Raw genomic sequence first — 20,516 nt, 5'->3', positions numbered from 1 at the left:
TTTAGATCACGCTACCTTCGCAGCTCTGGCGGACGTGACGTTCAGCGGGTCGTTTGCTTTTGTATTTCCTCTTCACCCCCAGCAGTGATTTGCAAAGTATCATAGCGATCGGCGTGAATCAATTAGCCAGCCGACTAACGATCAGGGTACTTGTTAACCACCGAAATGAGTGCACGTAGGCCCACGCTGCTAGGCCTTGACGGGGTGGAACTTCTGCTGGGCGGCAAGCAAACCTTGAGTCATCAATACCTCGACGGCATCCGCAGCTTCATCCAGGAGGAATGGCAGCTCCTTTTTCTCGGAAGCTCCAAAATCCCTGAGGACATAATCCGCGGTGTCCATTCTTCCGGGCGGCCTGCCCACCCCCACGCGAACCCRCAAGTAGTCCTTTGTAGCCAAGGCCTTGGAAATATCCCGCAGGCCGTTATGCCCGCCCTCTCCGCCGCCGATCTTCAGCTTGACCGTATTGAAGGGAATATCAATTTCGTCGTGGACGGCAATAACGTGATCAGGGGCGATGTCGAAGAACCTGGCCAGGCCGGATACGGGTCCCCCGGAAACGTTCATGTAGCTCATCGGTTTCGCCAGCACTACGCGCGGTCCGCCGATCCCCAGCCTGCCCTCGACCACTTGCGCCCGGGCCTTGTGGGCTTTGAAGCTTCCACCCATCCGTGAGGCCAGTTCGTCCAGGACCATTTGGCCGACGTTGTGGCGGTTGTGGCTGTATTCAGCGCCGGGATTGCCAAGGCCTACGATCAGCCAGGTGTCTGTCATGGAGTCATCCTAGGGAATCAAGAGTGTGGAATGAAAAAGAAGTGGCCGGGACCCCTCAGGGACCCGGCCACCCGCTAAGGCTAATGCCGCAATTAGTCGGAACGACTATTAAACCGAACGACTACTCAGCGGCAGGAGCTGCCTCTTCTTCGGCCTCCGAAGTGGCCTCCGAGATGTTGATGATGAGGGTCTCGGGATCGGTGAGCAATTCCGAACCGCTCGGGAGGACGATGTCCGAAGCGTGGACGTGTTCGCCGGCCTTGCGGCCTTCAATGCTGATTTCGACGAAGGTCGGCAGGTGCGTAGCCTCGGCTTCGAGGGAAACCGTGGTGGCTTCCTGGTTGGCGACAGCGCCAATGGCAGCTTCACCGATAACGTGGACGGCAACGTCAACGGTAACCTTTTCGCCCTTGCGGACGGTCAGGAGGTCGATGTGCTCGATGATCTGCTTGATCGGGTCGCGCTGGATGTCCTTCACGAGGGCAAGGTGCTCTTCGCCGTTGACGTCCAGGGCCAGCAGGGCGTTGGAAACGCGGACGGCCAGAGTGGTGGCGCGGCCCGGGAGGTTGATGTGGATGGGCTCAGCGCCGTGACCGTAGATGACGGCGGGGATCTGGCCGGCTGCACGGGCGCGGCGGGCGAAACCCTTGCCGAATTCAGTGCGCAGTTCTGCTGCGAGCTTCAGCTCAGACATGTGTACTCCTTGATTACTGTGGCGCCGGCGAATTGCCGGCAAGTCGATCAGCAAGGGCGGAGGTCTGTGGTGACCTTCCACGCCCGGCGGAATGCCAGCCGCTGAGCAGCAGGTTTGGTCCGCCTTCGTTGAAGGAGATTCAGACCCAGTCGATAACGGAGACCCGCAATCCGGTTTTAACCCGGATGTGCTCTCCCTCGCCAAGGTATCTCCAAGAGTTTAGCAGCCGGGTCGCGCCAAAGGGAAAACGGCCCCGCCCCGCCCCAACTGGCTCGCATTAGTTGTCGTTTTGAGGGCTCATAACGACAACAATTGCGAGTTAGTTGGGTTGGACCAGCGATGAGTGGGCCCACGCCGGCGAGGGCCCCGGCCTGAGCTTGCGAAGGCTGGGAGCCGGTGGGGATCAGGCGTTGCCGTCGAAGAGGCTGGTGACGGAACCGTCGTCGAACACTTCGCGGATGGCGCGCGCAATCAACGGTGCGATCGACAGGACCGTGAGCTGCGGGAAGCGCTTGTCGGCCGGAATCGGCAAGGTGTTGGTGACGACCACCTCGCGGGCACCGGAATCGGCCAGGCGCTGTGCCGCCGGCTCGGAGAAGACGGCGTGGGTGCACGCGATGATGACGTCCTTGGCGCCGGCGTTCTTGAGGACCTGGACGGCGCCGGAGATCGTTCCACCGGTGTCGATCATGTCGTCGATCAGGACGCAGGTGCGGCCTTCGATCTGTCCGACGACGGTCTTCGAGACGGCCTGGTTCGGCACCGTGAGGTCGCGGCTCTTGTGGACGAACGCCAAAGGCGCACCGCCCAGGCGCTCGGCCCACTGTTCCGCAACGCGGACACGGCCGGTGTCCGGCGAGACAACGGTGATGTTGTCCGCTTCGACCCTGGTGCGGATGTAGTCGGCAAGCAGCGGAATGGCCATGAGGTGGTCCACCGGGCCGTCAAAGAACCCCTGGATCTGGGACGTGTGCAGGTCCACCGACATGATGCGGTCCGCGCCGGCGGTCTTGTAAAGGTCTGCCACCAAGCGGGCGGAGATCGGCTCGCGGCCGCGGCCCTTCTTGTCCTGCCGGGCGTACGGGTAGAACGGCGACACAACCGTGATCCGCTTCGCGGACGCGCGCTTCAGGGAATCGATCATGATCAACTGCTCCATGAGCCAGTTGTTCAGCGGGGCCGGGTGCGCCTGGATGACGAAGGCATCGGTGCCACGGACGCTCTCCGCTGAGCGCACATAGATCTCGCCGTTCGCGAAGTCGTAGGCGTCGATAGGCAGGAGTTCGGTCTCCAACTCCTTGGCGATTTCCTGCGCCAGCTCGGGGTGCGCCCGTCCGGCGGCGAGAACTAGTTTCTTCTCGCCGTGTGCGGTAATTTCGCTCATGCCTGTGTGCCCTCTTCTGTGGTTGCCGGAGTACTTGAGGAATCGGGGGTGGCAGTGAAGCCAAGCGCGGCTTGCGCAGCCTGCGCCCGTTGGGCCGAGTTGCTGCCCTGCCGGTTGGCGATGACCCAGCCTTCCGCGTTGCGCTGGGGAGCGACACTCAGGGTGAGGGCTCCGGCGGGAACGTCCTTGCGGATGATGGCACCGGCGCCGCTGTATGCGCCGTCGCCGATCGTTACGGGGGCCACGAAGACAGTGTTGGAACCGGTCCGTACACCGGAGCCGATCACCGTGCGGTGCTTCTTCTCGCCGTCGTAGTTGGCCGTGATGTTGCCGCAGCCGATGTTGGTGTCCTCGCCGATCTCGGCGTCGCCGGCGTAGCCGAGGTGGGACAGCTTGGAACCGCGGCCGATCGTCACGTTCTTGGTTTCGTAGAAGGCGCCGATCTTGCCGGTCTCCCCAAGGACAGTGCCGGGACGCAGGTAGGTGAACGGGCCAACGCTGGCTCCCGCACCGATGGTCGATCCTGAGCCGTGGGTGCGGGTCACCTTCGCGCCTTCGCCCACCAAAACGTCGGTGAGGGTCGTGTCGGGGCCGACGACGGCGTCGCGCGCCACGGTGGTGGTGCCGTGGAGCTGAGTGTTGGGCAGGAGGCGGACGTCTTCGTCCAGTGTGACGGTGGAATCGATCCAGGTGGTGGCCGGATCAACGACCGTGACGCCTGCACGCATCCACGCCTCGATGATGCGGCGGTTGTGCTCTGCGCCGAGCGCGGCGAGCTGGATACGGTCGTTGGCGCCCTCGACCTGCCAACGGTCGGCGGTGACGACGGCGGAAACCCGGCCTCCGGCGTAGCGCGCCAATTCAAGAACGTCAGTGAGGTATTTTTCTTGCTGGATGTTCTCGGTGGTCACTTTGCGCAACTGCTCGCGAAGCACCTTTGCGTCAAAAGCGTAGATGCCGGAGTTGACTTCGCGGATGGAACGTTCGGCGTCGCTCGCGTCTTTGTGTTCGCGGATGCCCAGCACGGTGCCGTCCTCGGCACGAAGGATGCGGCCATAGCCATTGGCGTCATCGAGCACCGCGGTCAGGACCGTCACGGCGTTGCCTTCGGATTCGTGCGTGGCGACCAGCTCGGACAGAAGGGAACCGGTCAGCAAAGGCACATCACCGTAGGTGACCACTACCGTGCCAGTGAGTTCTGCCTTCGCGTCCAAGGCGTCAAGGGCTACTTCCACCGCGCGCCCGGTCCCCGGAACATCGTCCTGGTCCACGATGACGGCGTCGGGATCGATCAGTTCAATGTGCGCGGCGACGAGGTCCCGCTCATGGCGGACCACGAGGGCCAGCTGCCGGGGATCGATGGAGCGCGCTGCGAGGATGGCGTGCGCCACCATGGAGCGTCCGCCGATTTCGTGGAGGATTTTGGGAGTCCGTGACTTCATCCGCGTACCGGCTCCGGCAGCTAGGACAATTACAGCGGCGGGGCCAGTAGTATCGGGGCTCACGAAGTCGCTCTCCTTGCTCGGTTACGTCCGGGCGAACCCGGCTGCGGCATCTGCTCTATCCTACTCTTGCCGATTCACAGCCTTCCGTGCAGCCAGTGGACAGCTTCGGGAGAGACGGTGCCTTCAGAGGCGGCGCCGGCAGACCACCGACAAGTTCCGCCCATAGGATTCGAACCTATACTCCACGGCTCCAAAGGCCGGGGTGCTGCCATTACACCAGAGCGGACCGTGCGCACTTAGCCCTTGCGGACGCAGGGTCCGCGGGGTTCCCGATTGACCGGGTCGCACACACAAGAATCTAGTTTGCCATGACCATCGCGGTGTTCGCGACTTGGCGCAACCCCGAGTCCTTTCCAGCGGTATTGGCGGGCACTCCAGAGGCCGCTTCACGCTTGCCATAAGGCATGATGGATGCGTGAGCAACAGCACAGGACTTCCCCGGCAGTCGACGGGTTCCAGGGTGATCAACCACCCACCCGCAGCCCAGGTTGTCCGTGCCCGGATGACAGGCGCCCAGCGCCGCTCCCAGCTCATCGAAATTGGCCGGGGCCTCTTTGCCGCCCGCGGCCTGGACGCCACGACCATCGACGAAATCGCAGCCGCCGCGGGCGTGTCCAAGCCGGTGATTTACGAGCACTTCGGCTCGAAGGAAGGCCTCTACACCCAGGTTGTGGAGTTCGAATTCCGGATCCTCCTCGACGCCATCAACGAGTCCCTCGCCGCCGAAGCCAAACCACGCGTCCTCGTTGAACAGGCGGCACTTGCCTTGCTCGGCTACATCGAGGAGCGGAGCGACGGCTTCCGGATCCTCATGCGCGACGCCCCGCCCTCCCAGCCCGAAGGCGCCTTCTCCACCCTCCTCTCCCACGTGGCCGATCGCGTAGAGGACCTCCTCGCCGACGAATTCGCCCGGCGCGGTTTCAGCGCAGCCGACGGCGCCATGTATGCCCAAATGCTCGTGGGCATGGTGGCGATGACCGGCCAATGGTGGCTGGACCACCGCGAGCCCGACAAACGCGCGGTAGCCGCCCACCTGGTCAACCTGGCATGGAACGGCCTGACGGGCCTGCAAAAGGAGCCGGAACTCCGGAGCGAGGGCTAGGGCGTCTGGTTGGCTTTTGCGGTTGCGGTTGCGTCCGTAGTCGCCTTCCCACGTGTCCGCGGTCGCCTCCGCGGTTGCGTTTCCGTGGTCGCCTCCGCGGCGCAACTGCCCTTCGCCGTCGCCGTCGCCCTTGGTCGCCTACGCGGAGCAACGGCCCTTCGCCGTCGCTTAGACACAGCGCATATGGGGTCTTCCGGTCGCTGAGCGACCTCCAAACCCCGATGCGCCGCGATGCGCTCCTACCCGAAGGCCCGCAGCACCGCTCTTGCCATCGTTCCGTTTGGCGCCTGGCCTTCAACGCCGAGGCGCTCCGTCGACGCGCAAAATTCCTATCGACACTGGAATCCGCGCAGCGATTTTCTCGATCTGCGTCGCTGGCAAATTTGGGGGTCGAGAATCGCCCCCGATTCACCAAACAACCGCTTCGACCCGCGCCCGGACCTCCGACGCCGATGTGCCCCGTCGACGCGCAAAATCCCTATCGGCACTGGAATCCGCGCATTGATTTTCTCGATCTGTGTCGTGGGCAAATTTGGGTGTCGAGATTCGCTCGTTCGCGACGACCTACAGTCTCCCTTGTGCCTCGAGTTCCACGGCCCCTACCCATCCCACCGCTGGCGGACGACGCCGGCAGTCCGCCCCCGCGAGGTGACTTACCCCCGCCGGAGGCGGTTCTTCCGAAAGGAGCGCATCGCGGCCCTTCGTGGGCCGGAGGTCGCTCAGCGAGCGAGCGGACCCTCTTGCGTCGAAGCGGCGTTCCGAGGGCCCCGAAGCGAGCTTGCGAGCTTTGGGAAGGAACCTCCGCGCTAAGCGACGCGGAAGAGCCGCCTACGGCACCCCAGGCGACCACGCACCAAGGCGCAGCCCAAGGCGAGCCGCGCCTACTCCCCCAGGATCTCCGCCGCCTCGAGCCATTCGAGCTCCAGGCCTTCTTTTTCGTCAAGGAGTTCCTGGAGCTTGGTGTTCAGTTCGCCGAGGGCGTCGAAGTCGCCGGATTGGGACTTGGCCGCCATTTGGACGTGGAGCTTCTCTTCTTGTTGCGCGATTTTGCCCAGTTGACGGTCGATCCTGTTCAGGTCTTTGCGGGCTTCGCGCTTCTCTGCTTCGCTGGGCCCGGAGGCTGCGGCACTCGAGCCGCTTCCCGCCGTCGGCCTCGCGCTGCCGCTCGACGCGCCGCCGGTCACTGCGCCGCTCGCCAGCGCGGCTTCGCGCAATTCCAGGTACTGGTCCACGCCGCCCGGAAGTCCGCGGAGCTTGCCGTCACCCAGGAGTGCCATTTGGGAATCCGTGACTCGCTCCAGCAAGTAGCGGTCGTGGCTGACAACAACCAGCGTGCCGGGCCAGCCGTCCAGGACGTCTTCGACGGCGGCAAGCGTGTCGGTATCGAGGTCGTTGGTGGGTTCGTCGAGCATCAGGACGTTCGGTTCGCCCACAAGCAGACGCAGAAGTTGCAGGCGGCGCCGTTCGCCACCGGAAAGGTCGGTGACGGGAGTCCACTGCTTTTCCTTCGTGAACCCGAGCTGCTCCACGAGCTGGCCGGCCGTGAACTCCTTGCCGCCCACGCTGAAGGAGCGCTTCTCGCGTTCGATGACCTCGATCACGCGAAGGTCGGACACGTCATCGAGTTCCTTGACGTCCTGGCTGAGCACCGCCGTGACAACAGTCTTGCCGCGCTTGACCTTGCCTGAACTCGGCGTGATCTCGCCGTTAAGGAGCCTCAGGAGGGTGGACTTTCCGGCACCGTTGACGCCCACCAGCCCCAGCCGCTGCCCCGGAGCCAAGCGCAAGGTGACGTCGTCGAAGAGCTTCCGGCCGGCGTCGTCCCCCTTGAAGTCCAGGGAGACGCCTTCAAGGTCCAGCACGTCCTTGCCGAGGCGGGCGGTTGCCATCTTGCTGAGGGCCACCGAGTCGCGCGGATCAGGAACATCTGCGATCAGCTCGTTGGCGGCTTCGATGCGGAACTTGGGCTTGGACGTGCGCGCAGGGGCGCCCCGGCGCAGCCACGCCAGCTCCTTCTTGACCAGCTGTTGGCGCTTGCTTTCGACGACGGACGCGGTGCGGTCACGCTCGGCGCGGGCCAACACGTAGGCAGCGTAACCGCCGTCGAACGGGTCCAATATGGCGTCGTGCACTTCCCACGTCCGGTTGCAGACTTCGTCCAGGAACCAACGGTCGTGAGTCACCACAAGGAACGCGCCTTGGTTGGCGCGCCAGCGGGTCTTCAAGTGCCGGGAAAGCCAGGCGACGCCTTCCACATCGAGGTGGTTGGTTGGTTCGTCGAGCATGATGACGTCGTGGTCTTCGATGAGCAGCTTGGCCAGGGCGACTCTGCGCTTTTGTCCGCCGGAGAGGGCATGCACGTTGGCGTGCCAATCGACGTCGGCCACGAGGCCACCCATGATCTCGCGGATTTTGGGGTTCGCGGCCCATTCGTGGTCGGCTTGGTCGCCGACGATCGCGGCGCCGACCGTGAGGTCGCCGTCGAGCACGTCGGACTGGTCGAGGTAGCCGACGTTGACGTCGCCGCGTTTGGTGACGCGGCCGGAGTCCGGCGTCGAGCGCAATGCCAGCAAGCGCATCAGCGTGGATTTGCCGTCGCCGTTGCGCCCGACCATGCCGATCCTGTCGCCGTCCTCCAAACCAAGGGTTACGCCGTCGAGGATGGTGCGGGTTGCGAATGAAACGGTGAGGTTTTCACCGCCAAGCAGGTGGGCCACTGGGTACTACTTTCTGGTGTGAACAGTCAGGGCGACGTGTCAAAGAAGGGTATCGGAGATGATTCGGGCACCCGGAACCGGGCCGTGCACAGCAAGGGCGTTGTGTCCCAGGTGCCGAAGGTCCTCGGCGAGCCCCTCGGCCGCCCGGGGGTTGTGGGCAAGCAAAGCCACGGTGGGGCCGGAACCGGAAACAATCCCGGCCAAGGCACCGCTGGACTCCCCTATCCCTATGGTGTCCCGCAATTGCGGGGCCAGCTCGATCGAGGCGCGCTGGAGGTCGTTGATGAGGACTTTGCTCAAGGCATCGGGATTCCCGTCGCGCAGCGCCTGAAGGATCTTGGCGTCCACCTCGAGCGGCTCGGGGATGTCGAGTCCCTCGGTGGTCCGAAGCCTGTCCAAGGTGTGGAAAACCTCGGGTGTGGAAAGTCCGTAGTCTGCGCAGACGAGGACCCAGTCCATCTGCGCTTTCGCGAGTGCAGGTGAGAGTTCGTCGCCCACGCCAAGCCCGACGGCGGTACCTCCGAGAAGCGAGAACGGCACATCCGCGCCCAGCTCGGCTGCAAGGTGGGCCAGTTCTTCGCGTGACAAACCACTGTTCCAGAGGGCATCGCAGGCCAGGAGTGTCGCCGCGGCGTCGGCCGAGCCGCCGCCCATGCCCCCGGCGACGGGGACGCGCTTGGTGATTTCCAAATGCACGCCCGTGGCTTTCTCCGAGACATCCCTCATGATGGCGGCAGCCTTGTAGGCCAGGTTCCGCTCGTCCAGCGGGATGTCCACACCGTCGAGGTCCAAGGTGCTTGAGGGAGCGATGCTGACCGTGATCCCGGTCCCCTCCGTGCTCGTTGCGGCTACTTCCTCGTACAGGGACACCGCGAGATACACGCTGGCCACAGAGTGGTAGCCGTCGGGCCGCAAGGGGCCGACGTTGAGGGAAACGTTCACTTTGCCGGGTGCCCGGACGCGTACGGTCCGTGCGACGAAGCGCCCGCGGTTCGCACCGCCGATTGCCGGATTCATGCGTCCAGGGGGTGGCGTGCCTCGGCGATCCGGACAAACGCGTTGATATCGAGCACCTCTCCGCGGGCAGTCGGATCAACGCCTGCAGCGACAATGAAACGTTCGGCCTCCGCCGCGCTCCCCGCCCACGTCGCGAGGGCCGCGCGGAGCGTCTTGCGCCGCTGGGCAAAAGCGGCGTCGATGACTGCGAAGACCTGTTCGCGCGTGGCGTGCGTTGCCGGCGGCGCGCCGCGGGTGAAGGACACCAGGCCGGAGTGGATCTTGGGGGCCGGCCAGAACACATTCATGCCGATCACGCCGGCCTTGCGCATGTGGCCGTACCAGGCGGCCTTGACCGAGGGGACTCCGTAGATCTTGGAGCCCGGCCCCGCGGCCAGCCGGTCCGCCACCTCGTCCTGGACCATGACCAGCCCGTGTTGCAGGCTCGGGAAATGTTGGAGCAGGTGCAGGACCACGGGGACGGCGACGTTGTACGGCAGGTTGGCCACGAGAGCCGTGGGCTGAACCGGAAGTTCGGTGACCTTCATGGCGTCGGAGAGGACCAGGTGGAATTCGTCCACGGCTTCCGGGCGCCACGTGCGCACCGTTTCCGGCAACTTGCCGGCCAGTACGGGATCGATCTCGACGGCGACAACTGTCTTGGCGGCGTCGAGCAGGCCGAGCGTCAGCGAACCCAGCCCGGGGCCGACCTCCAGCACGGTTTCCTCGGGATCAATACCGGCGGCGGAGACGATCCTCCTGATCGTGTTGCCGTCGATGACGAAGTTCTGGCCCAGGGTCTTTGTGGGGCGGACACCGATTTCCTCGGCGAGCCGTCGGATGTCCGCAGCTCCCAGAAGGGGCGCGACGGCGGCGGGTTCGGAATTCGGTTCAGTCACCTAGGTATCGTATCGTCTGAGCGACTGGCGGGAGCGCCGCCTCTTGGCTTCAGCACGCGAAAAGGCCGGGCCCGAAAAATTCCGGACCCGGCCACTTTCATTTTTGCCTAGCTGGATGCTGCCCATCCGCAGCCCCACGGAGACAGGCCGCGCTGCGCGTAGACGCGGTTGGCGATGTCGATCTGCTGGGCCTTGCTGGCGGCGGCGGCGTTGGGAGCGTAAGCGCCACCGCCGGAACCGATCCAGGTCTGGATGTCGAACTGCAGGCCACCGTAGTAGCCGTTGCCGGTGTTGATGGCCCAGTTCCCGCCGGACTCGCACTGTGCGATCTTGTCCCACATTGCCTCGTTCGGCGCACCCGTAGGTCCGGAGGCAACAGCTGCGGCAGGTGCGGGCTTGGGGCGTTCCTTGGTTCCGACCGTTACCTTCGCGGAGACCGGCTTGACGGTGACGTCAGAGGAGACCAACGTCCGGGAAGCCTCACGGCCATCCACCAGGACGAGCTTGAACGTCTTGCTGAGCAGCCCGAGGACCCCTTCCTGGGTGACCGTCTTCTGGTCGCTGAACTGGGTGGCGTCCTCCGTCGTGACCGTGTCGAACGGGACGTTCTCGGTCTCGGTGGCGGTCTTGCTGGTGTCCACCCGCGAAACCTTGATCACCATGTTCTGGACAACGGGAGCCGAATTGGGCTGCGAAACCCGGTCGTTGGCGCCAAGCGAGACGCCGGCATCGCTGAGGACGGTGCCCACGTCGGCCGCCGTCGTGGTCTTTGCCGAACTCTGACCGTCGACAATCAGGCTGATCGTCTTGGGGGTCAGGATCGAAACGTAGGATCCGGAGACGGCCAGCTGCGTGTCTTTCGGCTGCGAGACGGCCGATGCGCTCGCGACGCCGAGCTCGGAAACGAGGCCTTCGACGTTGGGGGCGGTGGTGTTGACCGTCCGCTGGGCGCCATCAAGGCTGACGGTGACGGCCTTGGCCAGGTTGACGTTGATGATGGAACCGTTCTGCACCGAGGCGTCCAAGGCCGGGGATACCCGGTCTTCAGCCTTCAGATCGACCTTGGCTGCCTTGACCACTTGGTCAACGGTGTTGCCGAAGGTCTGGACGGAACTCACTTTGCCGTCGACGTTGAGGGTGACTGATTTGTTGTTGCCTGTAAAAGCAACCACTCCCAGCACCAGTGCCGAAAGCACCAGCAGCTGCGCACCGACTTTGACGAAACTGAACTTGCCGCCCGTGGTGAAGAACTTAACCATGTTTGCCCGTAACTTTTGGACCATCCGGGCACGGGGAAAAGCGCACAGGGGCCTCCTGCCGCGGTCCCGGATGCCTGCCGAAGCATGCTGGAGGACTGCAGCGGAGTTGTGCGCCGCCACACTCAATTCAACTGAAAACACCAATTGCGAACGGAGTTAGTTGTCCGAAGGCCTTCCCCGACCCCGGCTACTGGTTACCCACTGTAACCGAAGCGTTATAAAGTGACCAAGATTTTTACATACTGGGTATGTAAACCGGATTCGGCTCAGTCCCAGGAACCGTACGTTGCGACGGTGTTTTGGGCCAGTTGCGAGCACAGCGTGGAAAGCTCGGTTCCGGTCACTTCGGCCATGGAACGAACGGTGTACGGCACCATGTAGCTCGCGTTCGGACGGCCCCGGTAGGGGTGCGGCGTGAGGAACGGGGAATCCGTTTCGACGAGCACCAGTTCCGGATCCGCGATGGCCAGCGCGTCCCTCAGATTGGCGGCGTTCTTGAACGTCATGGTGCCCGCAAAGGACATGTACCAGCCGTTCAGGTTACAGATCCGGGCCAGTTCTTCATCGCCCGAGAAGCAATGGAACACCACCCGCTCCGGGGCCCCCTCCTCCCGGAGAACCTGGACGACGTCGTCATGCGCGTCACGGTCGTGGATCTGGAGGGTGAGGTCCAGCCGCTTCGCAATATCGATGTGGCGGCGGAACGAATGGCGCTGGTGCACCAGGCCGTCGCCATGGGTGCGGTAGAAATCAAGGCCGGTCTCACCGATCGCACGAACCCGAGGATGCGCCGCAAGCTCCTCGATTTCCGCGAGCGCCGATTCCAGCTCTCCGCGTCCCGCGTACACGGGGGCATCGTTGGGGTGGATCGCGACAGCTCCGAGGAGCCGCCGGTCCGCGTCCAGCGCCTGGACCGTGAACCGCGATGACTCGAGGTCGCAACCTACCTGCACGGCGCCCTGGACCCCCACGGCTTCGGCCGCGTCCAAAGCATCCGCGACGGCTACTTCGAGCAGGCCGTGCCGGAAATCGAGGTGCGTGTGGTTGTCCATCACGGGGACCGGCAGCGGTTCGGGAGCGGGCGGGTATTCCTTGCGGGAATCGCCGGTTTCAGTTGCGCGGTAGGAAGCCGGTGGGAGGGAATTGCACATGGATCCACCCTATCTTTCCCTGCTGATGCCTTCCGGACCGCGAACTAATCCCCCGTGTATCCATTCCTCAAGAACATGCCTCTGTCTGCGGCGGCCCTAGGCTGGGTAGTCTGGTACAAAAGGCGGTATATCCCGGCCAGGGCACCGCGGCCCGGCTGGGGTTTCTGTCATGGCTGAGGGGATTGTCCATGGACTCAAAGCGACACGGCACCGTTGACGAAGAGTTGCTACGGGACGAGGCCGCGGTTGCCTTGCCGCCTGAGCGCGAGTCCCTTAACGGGCACAAGCCGAGCGTCATGGATCCTGGGCAATTCCATGCTGCCAGCGAGAAGATCCTGGCGGCCATCAACAAAGTGATCGACGGCAAGGCCGAGGCCGCCACGCTTGCCCTCACCGTGCTCCTCGCCCAAGGCCACCTGTTGGTGGAGGACGTGCCGGGCGTTGGCAAGACGCTGCTCGCCAAGACCCTCGCCCGGACCATCGATTGCAAGGTCAGCCGTATCCAGTTCACCCCGGACCTGCTTCCTTCGGATGTCACGGGCGTCTCCATTTACAACCAGTCCTCGCGGCAGTTCGAGTTCAGGATGGGTGCGGTGTTCGCCAACATCGTGATCGGCGACGAAATCAATCGCGCCTCCGCGAAGACGCAGTCCGCCCTCCTCGAATGCATGGAGGAACACCAGGTGACAGTGGACGGCCATTCGTACCAACTGGGCGAACCGTTCATGGTTGTCGCGACGCAGAATCCCATCGAGATGGAAGGAACGTATCCGTTGCCGGAGGCGCAGCGGGACCGTTTCATGGCCCGCATCTCGATGGGCTACCCCGACAAGCTCTCGGAGATCGAGATGCTCGAGACGCATCAGGCTGTCTCACCCCTCGCCAAAGTCACCCCTGTGGTCACTTCCGCGGACGTAGCCGCGATGATCGCCACGGTACAGCAGGTTTACGTTTCCCAATCGGTCAAGGAATATACGGTTGCCTTGGGCCGGGCCACGCGCGACAGCGCACGCCTGCGCCTCGGAGCCAGCCCCCGTTCCCTGCTGCAACTACTGCGGGCGGCCAAAGCGACGGCCGCCCTTGACGGCAGGGATTTCGTCCTTCCCGACGACGTCATTTCCGTCGCTGAGTCCGTTCTGGCACACCGCATCATCCTTGACCGCAAGGCCGCGAGTTCCGGTGACACTCCGCAGAGCATCATCCGGGCCATCCTGGCCTCCCTCCCCGTCAGCCAGGACGCCGGCGCGGAACGCCGCGGCGCCTAGGGAAGCGAAGAAGGGGGCAGGCATGGCGCTGGTCGATCTACTTCCGAAGCATCTGTTCACGACCCGTGGGTGGGGCTTGCTTGCCAGCGGCGTGGGTTCCTTGCTGCTTGCCCAGATCATGGGCAGGCGGGATCTGCTGGCCCTGGGGATCCTGCTGTTGGTGCTGCCGCTGGTATCGCTTGCCGGGGTCCGTATCCTCAAACCGCGCTTCCAGGTGTTCCGCGAATTCCATCCCTCCTCCGTGGAAACCTCTTCCACGGCCACGGTGCGGTTGGCAGTGGCACGGACCGGTGCAGCCGCCGGGCCGGTGATCATGGAGGAGCAGTTGCCGCCGCGCTTCGGCGAACCTCCGGCCTTTCGCTTTCCTGCCCGCGCCGCTTCCGGCGGTACCAGCCGCTATGAATACCATTTGCGTTCCGGCAAGCGCGGCCAGTTCAAGATCGGTCCGGTGACGGCCGAGTTCTGCGATCCCTTCGGCTTGTCGCTGCACCGCCACGAGATCGACGACGGCGACATCCTCACCGTGACGCCTGCCGCCGTCGAACTCCCCGCCACCGGCCTGGCCGGCGCGCGCGGAAACGACGGCGTGACGGCCACCCGGATCCGCGCCAACCCCAGTGACGACGACGTGATGACCCGCGAATACCGGCACGGGGACCCCATGCGACGCGTCCACTGGGCCGCGACAGCGCGGCACGGAGAGCTCATGGTGCGGCAGGAGGAATCCGTCACCACGCCAGAGGCGACCATCATACTGGACCAGCGCTATTCCGCTTTCGTGTCCGGCCCGGCCGCGGTCTTCGGCCCTGCCCACGACGACGCTTTTGAACTGGTGAGCAGCGAGAACTTCGAATGGGTCGTGACGGCGGCGATGTCGATCAGCACCCACCTCGCCGATCGCAACTATTCGCTGCGGTTCCTGGATGCCGCGGGACACCCCGCATTCCGTTCATCCCGCTCCGCCCCGTATCCCGAAACCGAGGAATTCAGTGGTTTGGGAGGCCTGCAGTCCATTGCCGAAAGCCTCGCCGCCATCCAGCTCAGCGGTCCACGGCACGTCCACGGCGAGCGCGGCCGTAAAGAAACCGCCGCCGTCGAGGGTGCAGAGGCCCCCTTCGACGACCACCTGATGGACAAGCTGGCCGCGCACCGCCTCCGTGGCCCCGTTCTCGCGCTGCTCGGCAACATGCCGCTGTCCGAAGCCCGGGCGTTGGCGCCGGCCGCCGGCTACGGGGCCAACGCATTTGCCCTCGTTGTTACCGACCACCCGCGCCATGTCCAGCCTGTCATCGAAGCCCTCAAGCTGGGCGGATGGCGTGCCGTCGCCGTGAGCTCGAGGACGGACCTTCCCGCCGCCTGGGCCGGCTTCGATCAGGGAGAGATCCTCGCAGCTGCTGCCGCAGCGATGGACGTCCGCCGTGGCGCGGCGGTGCCACGATGACCACAACCTCCAGGAACGGCCCTCCGGGACGGCCCCCGAGCCCGGAGCCGCCGGGGACAAGTGACTCATCCTCCAATAGTCCGGGAAGGTCCAGCGGTCCGGGAAGGGCGCCCCTTTCCCCGCGGAAGCCGGGACCTGGAGCCTACCCTTGGGCAATGTCGGCGGCCATCGCTTTCGCCGTACTCGGAGCCTCGCTCTCCCTCAACGGGGTTTTCAGGGGCTGGGCGTGGTTGGTTCCCGCTATCACCACGGTGTTCGTCGTCGGATTGACCCTCGCCGTCCTTCGTGCCTTGAGGGTCCACCCGGTACTCACCACTTTGGGCGGGTTTCTCGCCTTGGTGTTCATCCTCGACTTCACGTTCTTCCGGCCGGAAAGCATCGCGGGCTTCATTCCTTCCGGCGCGACCCTTGACACGCTGGGCCAATTCCTGAAACGGGCCGGCGAAACGGTGGTATCTGAGACGGCACCCGTCTCCCCGAACGCCGGAATAGTTTTCGTTGCGTGCGCGGGGCTGGGCTTGGTAGCTCTCCTCATCGACGCCTTGGCCGTCCCGCTCGGCATGCCCGCGACAAGTGGACTGGGCCTGCTGGTAGTCCTCGTGTTCCCGGCGACCATCAAGCCGCAAGGCGGCGGCCTGCCCGGATTCCTGGCTGCCGCCGTCGGATTCATCCTGATCCTGGGCTGCAGCCAGTGGTTCGCACCGGACTCGAGGCTGCAGACCGACAACGCCCACGGTACGGGGCAGCTCAAACGGTCCATGGTGATCGGTGGCGTGGCCCTGGTGCTGGGGCTGCTGTTGCCGTTGGCGGTTCCGGGCTTTGAGCGCGGGACGTTTCCGGTCGGTTCGAGGCTGAATCCCTGGGGCGTGTCCAACGGCCTGAATCCCATGATCACGCTCGGCAACAGCCTGCGGAATCCCACCGGTGACGGCAGCATCACCTACGCCACGAGTTCCACGGCCCCGGTGTACTTGCGTTCCGTCACCATTGACAAGTTCGACGGCGATACCTGGGCGCCGGACGACCGCGAAGCCTCCCGGCGCATCGGGCCTGGCCGGATGGCGCCCGACTACCCGCTCCCCGCCGAGCTGGTCCGCCAATTGACCGTGGTCGATACCGGACAGTTCACCAGCCCGTATCTCCCGGTCCCCTATGCCCCGACCGCCGTCAACGGCCTGAGCGGACGCTGGTCCTGGGATCCCGAGACACTGAGCATCCGCGGCGAGGACAGCACCACCCGGAACCAGCAGTACACGGTATATTCGGCGCTGCCTTCCGTGACGTCCGCGACGTTGAGCCAGGACAATGCCAAGCCCACCTCCATCTCGCAGGATTTCATCCAGTTGCCAAGCAATGTTCCTGACATTGTGAAGAACACCGCCAAGACAGTGACGGCAGGCGCCAACGGCAACTATGCCAAGGCGATGGCGATCCAGAACTATCTCCGCTCGTCCCAGTTCAGCTACTCCCTGCAGGCTCCCGTCCAGGGCGGTTATGACGGCAACGGCCTGTCCGTGCTGGCGGATTTCCTGCAGCAGAAGAGCGGCTATTGCGTGCACTTCGCTTCCGCGATGGCCGTCATGGCACGGCTGGAGGGAATCCCGAGCCGCATCGCCGTCGGCTACGCGCCGGGCCACGCCACGGGGGCCACTGTTGCCGTGGCGGGACAGGAACCCCTTCCCGAATACCAGGTGGATGCCCGCGACGCCCATGCCTGGCCCGAGCTCTATTTCGAACGAGTCGGTTGGGTCGCCTTCGAACCAACCCCTTCCCGCGGCGTGGTCCCGCCCTACGCGAGCGACCCTGTTGCAGCGGGCGGCCCGAGCACCAACCTGCATGACGAAAACCTGGCCCCGGGTGCCTCGACTCCCGCGCCGAGCACCGCCGCTGTACCGCCCGTTGCGGGTCCGGGGGTCGGATCGGGCACGGGCACCGGTTCCGCGGCCATTTGGTACGTCACCGCAGCGGCGCTCCTTTTGGCGGTGTTGGTGGCCTCCCCGCGGCTGGTCCGCTCCGGTATCCGGGCGCGGCGCCTGAGGCCGGGTGGTCCGGTCCTGGCGTGGGCTGAGCTCCAGGACCTCGCCACGGATTACGGTGTACCGCCGGTGCCGAGCGAAACGCCGCGGCATTTCGCGGCCCGATTGAGCAACTCGGCTGTGCTCGGCGCGCCCGTGGCGGCAGCGTCGCCGTCGGGAGCCGACGACGACGCCGGGCAGCACGCAGTAGCCTCGCTCACGGGCGACTTCGAACGGCAGCGTTACGGTCCCCCGGCGGGCGTCCCTGCGGACACTGCGGCGGAGCAAGCGAACGCGGCCCCGATCCGGATCGCGGCTGTCCGTGCGGCGTTCCGGCGCAATGCCACATGGTTCGAGGCCTTCCGGGCGGATTGGTTCCCGCCATCCTTGATGTCCCGGTGGTTCCAGCTCCTATCGACCCCCTTCCGTTGGCTGGGTGGCATGTCCACCGCCGCGGCTCGCCGTGCGGCAGCATCCTGGCAAAGGCTGTTCAGTTCCATCCGCTGGCGGCCCTGACCCAACTCACTAGCAGTTGTTGTCGTTATGGGCGCCTAAAACGACAGTGAGGGGCCACGCCGCCAGGGTTCCCTGGCCGAGCTTGCGAGGCGAGGGTGGCGGTGGGGATCAGTTGGGATGGAACGGCAAAGGCAGGGCACCGGAACCCAAAGGTTCAGTGCCCTGCCTTTCACTCAACGGCAGTTCCCCGTTGCGAGAGGTCCGCCGAAGTCCTACTAGTCGGCGTAGGGATCCGCGATGCCGACGTACTGCGTGGTGAGGTATTCCTCGATGCCTTCGAAACCGCCTTCACGGCCCAGGCCTGACTGCTTCACGCCACCGAACGGTGCCGCGGCGTTGGAGATGACGCCTGCGTTGAGGCCGAGCATGCCGGTCTCGATCTTTTCGCTGACGCGCAGTCCACGGTTCAGGTCCCTGGTGTAGACGTAGGCCACCAGGCCGTATTCGGTGTTGTTGGCCAGTTTGATGGCCTCATCCTCGCTCTTGAAGGTGATGATCGGCGCAACGGGCCCGAAGATTTCTTCCTTCAGGATGCGCGCGTCCGCGGACACGTTCTTGAGCACGGTGGGCTGGTAGAAGTAGCCCGGGCCGTCCACCGGGGCACCGCCGGTGACGGCGACCGCTCCGTTGGCAACGGCGTCGGACACGAGTGCATGCACCCCGTTTCGGGCCTTGCCGTCGATCAACGGGCCGACCGTGGAGTCCGGTTCGGTACCGCGCGCGGTGTTCAGTGCCGAGATCTTGGCAGCGAACTTGTCGGCGAAGGCGTCAGCGATGGAGTCATGCACAATGAAGCGGTTGGCTGCAGTGCAAGCCTCGCCCATGTTGCGCATCTTGGCCGCGACGGCGCCTTCGACAGCCCTGTCCAGGTCGGCGTCCTCGAAGACCACGAACGGGGCGTTGCCGCCGAGTTCCATGGAGCTGCGCAAGACCTTGTCCGCGGCTTCGCGCATGAGGGCCTGTCCGACGGCGGTGGAACCCGTGAAGGAGATCTTGCGCAGGCGGTCGTCCTTGATCAGGGGCCCGGTGACGGCGCCGGCCGTGGAGGTCTGGATGACGTTGAGCACGCCTGCGGGGAGGCCTGCTTCCTGCATGACCTGTGCGAAGAGCAGGCTGGTCAGCGGGGTCAGGTTGGCGGGCTTGAGGACCATGGTGCAGCCGGCGGCCACCGCGGGGGCAATCTTGCGGGTGGCCATGGCCAGCGGGAAGTTCCACGGGGTAATCAGGAGGCACGGACCAACCGGCTTCTTCTGGACGAGGATGCGGTTCTTGCCGTCCGGAGCTGCGGAGTAGCGGCCGCTGACGCGGACGGCTTCCTCGGAGAACCAGCGCAGGAACTCGGCTCCATAGGCTACTTCACCGCGGGCTTCGGCCAAGGGCTTTCCCATTTCCAAGGTCATGAGCAGTGCGAAGTCTTCGGCACGTGCCGTGACCAGCTCGAATGCCCGGCGCAGGATTTCGCCACGCTCGCGCGGAGCTGTACGGGCCCAGGAAGCCTGGGCGGCTGCGGCAGCGTCCATCGCCGCGGCGCCGTCTTCCACTCCGGCGTCGGAGATGCTCACGAGCACCTTGCCGGTGGAGGGATCCTCGACGTCGAACGTCTTGCCGGACGCGGCAGGCAGCCACTGGCCGTTGATGAGCAGCCCCGTGGGAACGGAGGCGAGAAGTTCGCTTTCGCGATCGGCGGTAACAGTCACAGTGACTCCTTCGTCAGTCAGCGCACGTTGTAGGGATGCACCAACACTTGATTTTTGTGGAATTACTGTCACGGTACTGCCCGCCGCGAAGCAGTGTCTACGCCTTCGCGCACTGCCGCGGGCGCAAGAGTTTGTGCAGTTGCACAGCCCCGGAGTGGGGGCTGAAGCAACCGCGCCGCAAGCACGGCCTAACGCGCCGCGAGCACGGCAGAGTACAGCTCGCGCTTGCTGATGCGGGCGTCCTCGGCCACTGCGGCCACCGCCTCCTTGAGCCTGATTCCCTGGGCGATGAGTTCATTGACGGCGGCAACATGGTCCTCAGGCTTGCCTGGCGCCTGTTCGGGGGCGCCGGCGACGACGACGGCGATCTCGCCGCGGACCTCGTTGTTTTCGGCCCACTCGAGCAATTCCCGGATGGTTCCCCGAATGACTTCCTCGTAGGTCTTCGTCAATTCGCGGCAGACCGCGATGCGACGGTCCGAGCCGAAACGCTCGTGCAAGGCACGGAGCATTGGCTCAAGCCTGTGCGGGGCCTCGAAGAACACCATCGTCCGGCGTTCGTTGGCGAGGTCCGCAAGCCGGGAGCTGCGTTCTCCGGCTTTGCGGGGCAGGAATCCTTCAAAGCAGAACCGGTCGGTGGGCAGCCCCGATAGCGCCAAGGCCGTCAGCACGGCGGACGGGCCGGGGAAGGCGGTGACGAAGAGCCCGGCGGCCACGGCTCCCTCCACGAGGCGGAAGCCGGGGTCGGACACTGCGGGCATTCCGGCGTCGCTCACCATGATGATGGTCTTGCCGGCCCGGACGTGGTCCAGCAGTTCCTCGGTCTTGGCGGCCTCGTTGTGCTCGTGGTAGCTGATGACCCGGCCGGACACGGTGATGCCGAGCGACTGGACGAGCCGATGCAGGCGCCGGGTGTCCTCCGCTGCGACGATGTCGGCCGTCTGCAGCAACTCGATGAGCCGGCTGGAGGCATCGCCAACGTTGCCGATGGGAGTGGCAGCCAGCACTATCCGGCCTACGCCGTCGGGCAGGTCAGGAAGCGCGTGCGCCTCAAGGGACTCCGCCGAATCAGGAACGGTGGTTTCATCCGGGGAGCTCAGC

15 protein-coding genes and 1 tRNA gene are annotated in these 20,516 nt (G+C 64.9%); 4 read left to right on the top strand and 12 right to left on the bottom strand.

The features are described 5' to 3' along the window. Nucleotides 1–189 precede the first annotated feature (189 nt). The 5 genes from pth to AC1DJB_RS11885 all read right to left on the bottom strand — a co-directional run bounded on the left by pth (nt 190) and on the right by AC1DJB_RS11885 (nt 4,583). Complete coding sequence (gene pth, locus AC1DJB_RS11905) at nt 190–774, bottom strand: aminoacyl-tRNA hydrolase (protein WP_476910285.1); 585 nt, start codon at nt 772–774, stop codon at nt 190–192. Between the two features lie 121 nt (nt 775–895). Continuing rightward, nucleotides 896–1,468, bottom strand: coding sequence for a 50S ribosomal protein L25/general stress protein Ctc (locus AC1DJB_RS11900; protein WP_476910284.1), 573 nt, complete (start codon nt 1,466–1,468; stop codon nt 896–898). Nucleotides 1,469–1,871: 403 nt separating this feature from the next. Continuing rightward, nucleotides 1,872–2,852: a ribose-phosphate diphosphokinase gene (locus AC1DJB_RS11895; protein ID WP_028266439.1), complete on the bottom strand. Its 981-nt coding sequence runs from the start codon at nt 2,850–2,852 to the stop codon at nt 1,872–1,874. Further along, the gene (gene glmU, locus AC1DJB_RS11890) at nt 2,849–4,357 is read right to left on the bottom strand and encodes a bifunctional UDP-N-acetylglucosamine diphosphorylase/glucosamine-1-phosphate N-acetyltransferase GlmU (RefSeq protein WP_441433685.1); all 1,509 of its coding nucleotides are present in this window, start codon (nt 4,355–4,357) and stop codon (nt 2,849–2,851) included. Before glmU ends, AC1DJB_RS11895 begins: the two co-directional genes overlap by 4 nt. Nucleotides 4,358–4,511: 154 nt before the next feature. Then, nucleotides 4,512–4,583: transfer RNA gene (locus AC1DJB_RS11885), tRNA-Gln, on the bottom strand. Between the two features lie 189 nt (nt 4,584–4,772). Here AC1DJB_RS11885 and AC1DJB_RS11880 point away from each other — a divergent pair. Next, nucleotides 4,773–5,459, top strand: a complete 687-nt coding sequence (locus AC1DJB_RS11880; RefSeq protein ID WP_442880124.1) for a TetR/AcrR family transcriptional regulator — start codon at nt 4,773–4,775, stop codon at nt 5,457–5,459. A gap of 881 nt (nt 5,460–6,340) precedes the next feature. Here AC1DJB_RS11880 and AC1DJB_RS11875 read toward each other — a convergent pair. The 5 genes from AC1DJB_RS11875 to AC1DJB_RS11855 form a co-directional block, all read right to left on the bottom strand. Continuing rightward, nucleotides 6,341–8,176: an ABC-F family ATP-binding cassette domain-containing protein gene (locus AC1DJB_RS11875; protein ID WP_476910283.1), complete on the bottom strand. Its 1,836-nt coding sequence runs from the start codon at nt 8,174–8,176 to the stop codon at nt 6,341–6,343. Between the two features lie 39 nt (nt 8,177–8,215). After that, a complete protein-coding gene (locus AC1DJB_RS11870; protein WP_284989831.1) occupies nt 8,216–9,193 on the bottom strand; it encodes a 4-(cytidine 5'-diphospho)-2-C-methyl-D-erythritol kinase in 978 nt (325 codons plus the stop codon). After that, nucleotides 9,190–10,071, bottom strand: coding sequence for a 16S rRNA (adenine(1518)-N(6)/adenine(1519)-N(6))-dimethyltransferase RsmA (gene rsmA / locus AC1DJB_RS11865; RefSeq protein WP_284989832.1), 882 nt, complete (start codon nt 10,069–10,071; stop codon nt 9,190–9,192). Before rsmA ends, AC1DJB_RS11870 begins: the two co-directional genes overlap by 4 nt. A gap of 107 nt (nt 10,072–10,178) precedes the next feature. After that, entirely contained in the window at nt 10,179–11,330 is a 1,152-nt protein-coding gene (locus tag AC1DJB_RS11860; protein WP_059387941.1) for a resuscitation-promoting factor, read from the bottom strand. 266 nt (nt 11,331–11,596) lie between these two features. Then, nucleotides 11,597–12,481, bottom strand: coding sequence for a TatD family hydrolase (locus AC1DJB_RS11855; RefSeq protein WP_306961210.1), 885 nt, complete (start codon nt 12,479–12,481; stop codon nt 11,597–11,599). A 188-nt stretch (nt 12,482–12,669) separates the two neighbouring features. On the opposite strand from AC1DJB_RS11855, the gene AC1DJB_RS11850 reads away from it, so the two are divergent. From AC1DJB_RS11850 to AC1DJB_RS11840, 3 genes are all read left to right on the top strand, one after another. Then, nucleotides 12,670–13,746: an AAA family ATPase gene (locus tag AC1DJB_RS11850; RefSeq protein ID WP_476910282.1), complete on the top strand. Its 1,077-nt coding sequence runs from the start codon at nt 12,670–12,672 to the stop codon at nt 13,744–13,746. 22 nt (nt 13,747–13,768) lie between these two features. Further along, nucleotides 13,769–15,187, top strand: a complete 1,419-nt coding sequence (locus AC1DJB_RS11845) for a DUF58 domain-containing protein (protein WP_284989836.1) — start codon at nt 13,769–13,771, stop codon at nt 15,185–15,187. 155 nt (nt 15,188–15,342) lie between these two features. Next, nucleotides 15,343–17,718 carry a transglutaminase TgpA family protein gene (locus AC1DJB_RS11840; protein WP_476910281.1) on the top strand — a complete coding sequence of 792 codons (2,376 nt, stop codon included), beginning with the start codon at nt 15,343–15,345 and terminating at the stop codon, nt 17,716–17,718. 215 nt (nt 17,719–17,933) lie between these two features. Here the strand turns inward: AC1DJB_RS11840 and AC1DJB_RS11835 are convergent, their stop codons facing one another. Continuing rightward, entirely contained in the window at nt 17,934–19,415 is a 1,482-nt protein-coding gene (locus AC1DJB_RS11835; RefSeq protein WP_059387943.1) for an NAD-dependent succinate-semialdehyde dehydrogenase, read from the bottom strand. Nucleotides 19,416–19,603: 188 nt separating this feature from the next. After that, nucleotides 19,604–20,446 carry a 16S rRNA (cytidine(1402)-2'-O)-methyltransferase gene (rsmI, locus tag AC1DJB_RS11830; RefSeq protein ID WP_441437696.1) on the bottom strand — a complete coding sequence of 281 codons (843 nt, stop codon included), beginning with the start codon at nt 20,444–20,446 and terminating at the stop codon, nt 19,604–19,606. Nucleotides 20,447–20,516: the final 70 nt, after the last annotated feature.

This window comes from Arthrobacter sp. 01T428 (genome assembly GCF_056398685.1).
The sequence above is the reverse complement of the archived record's forward strand: the minus strand, read 5'-3'. Positions and strand labels throughout refer to the sequence as shown.

Excerpts from the sequence above, each read along its gene's own strand:
- AC1DJB_RS11845 (WP_284989836.1), top strand. The coding sequence starts at position 13,769 with ATGGCGCTGGTCGATCTACTTCCGAAGCATCTGTTCACGACCCGTGGG.
- AC1DJB_RS11855 (WP_306961210.1), bottom strand. The coding sequence starts at position 12,481 with ATGTGCAATTCCCTCCCACCGGCTTCCTACCGCGCAACTGAAACCGGC.
- AC1DJB_RS11900 (WP_476910284.1), bottom strand. The coding sequence starts at position 1,468 with ATGTCTGAGCTGAAGCTCGCAGCAGAACTGCGCACTGAATTCGGCAAG.
- AC1DJB_RS11840 (WP_476910281.1), top strand. The coding sequence starts at position 15,343 with ATGTCGGCGGCCATCGCTTTCGCCGTACTCGGAGCCTCGCTCTCCCTC.
- AC1DJB_RS11850 (WP_476910282.1), top strand. The coding sequence starts at position 12,670 with ATGGACTCAAAGCGACACGGCACCGTTGACGAAGAGTTGCTACGGGAC.
- AC1DJB_RS11895 (WP_028266439.1), bottom strand. The coding sequence starts at position 2,852 with ATGAGCGAAATTACCGCACACGGCGAGAAGAAACTAGTTCTCGCCGCC.
- AC1DJB_RS11870 (WP_284989831.1), bottom strand. The coding sequence starts at position 9,193 with ATGAATCCGGCAATCGGCGGTGCGAACCGCGGGCGCTTCGTCGCACGG.
- AC1DJB_RS11860 (WP_059387941.1), bottom strand. The coding sequence starts at position 11,330 with ATGGTTAAGTTCTTCACCACGGGCGGCAAGTTCAGTTTCGTCAAAGTC.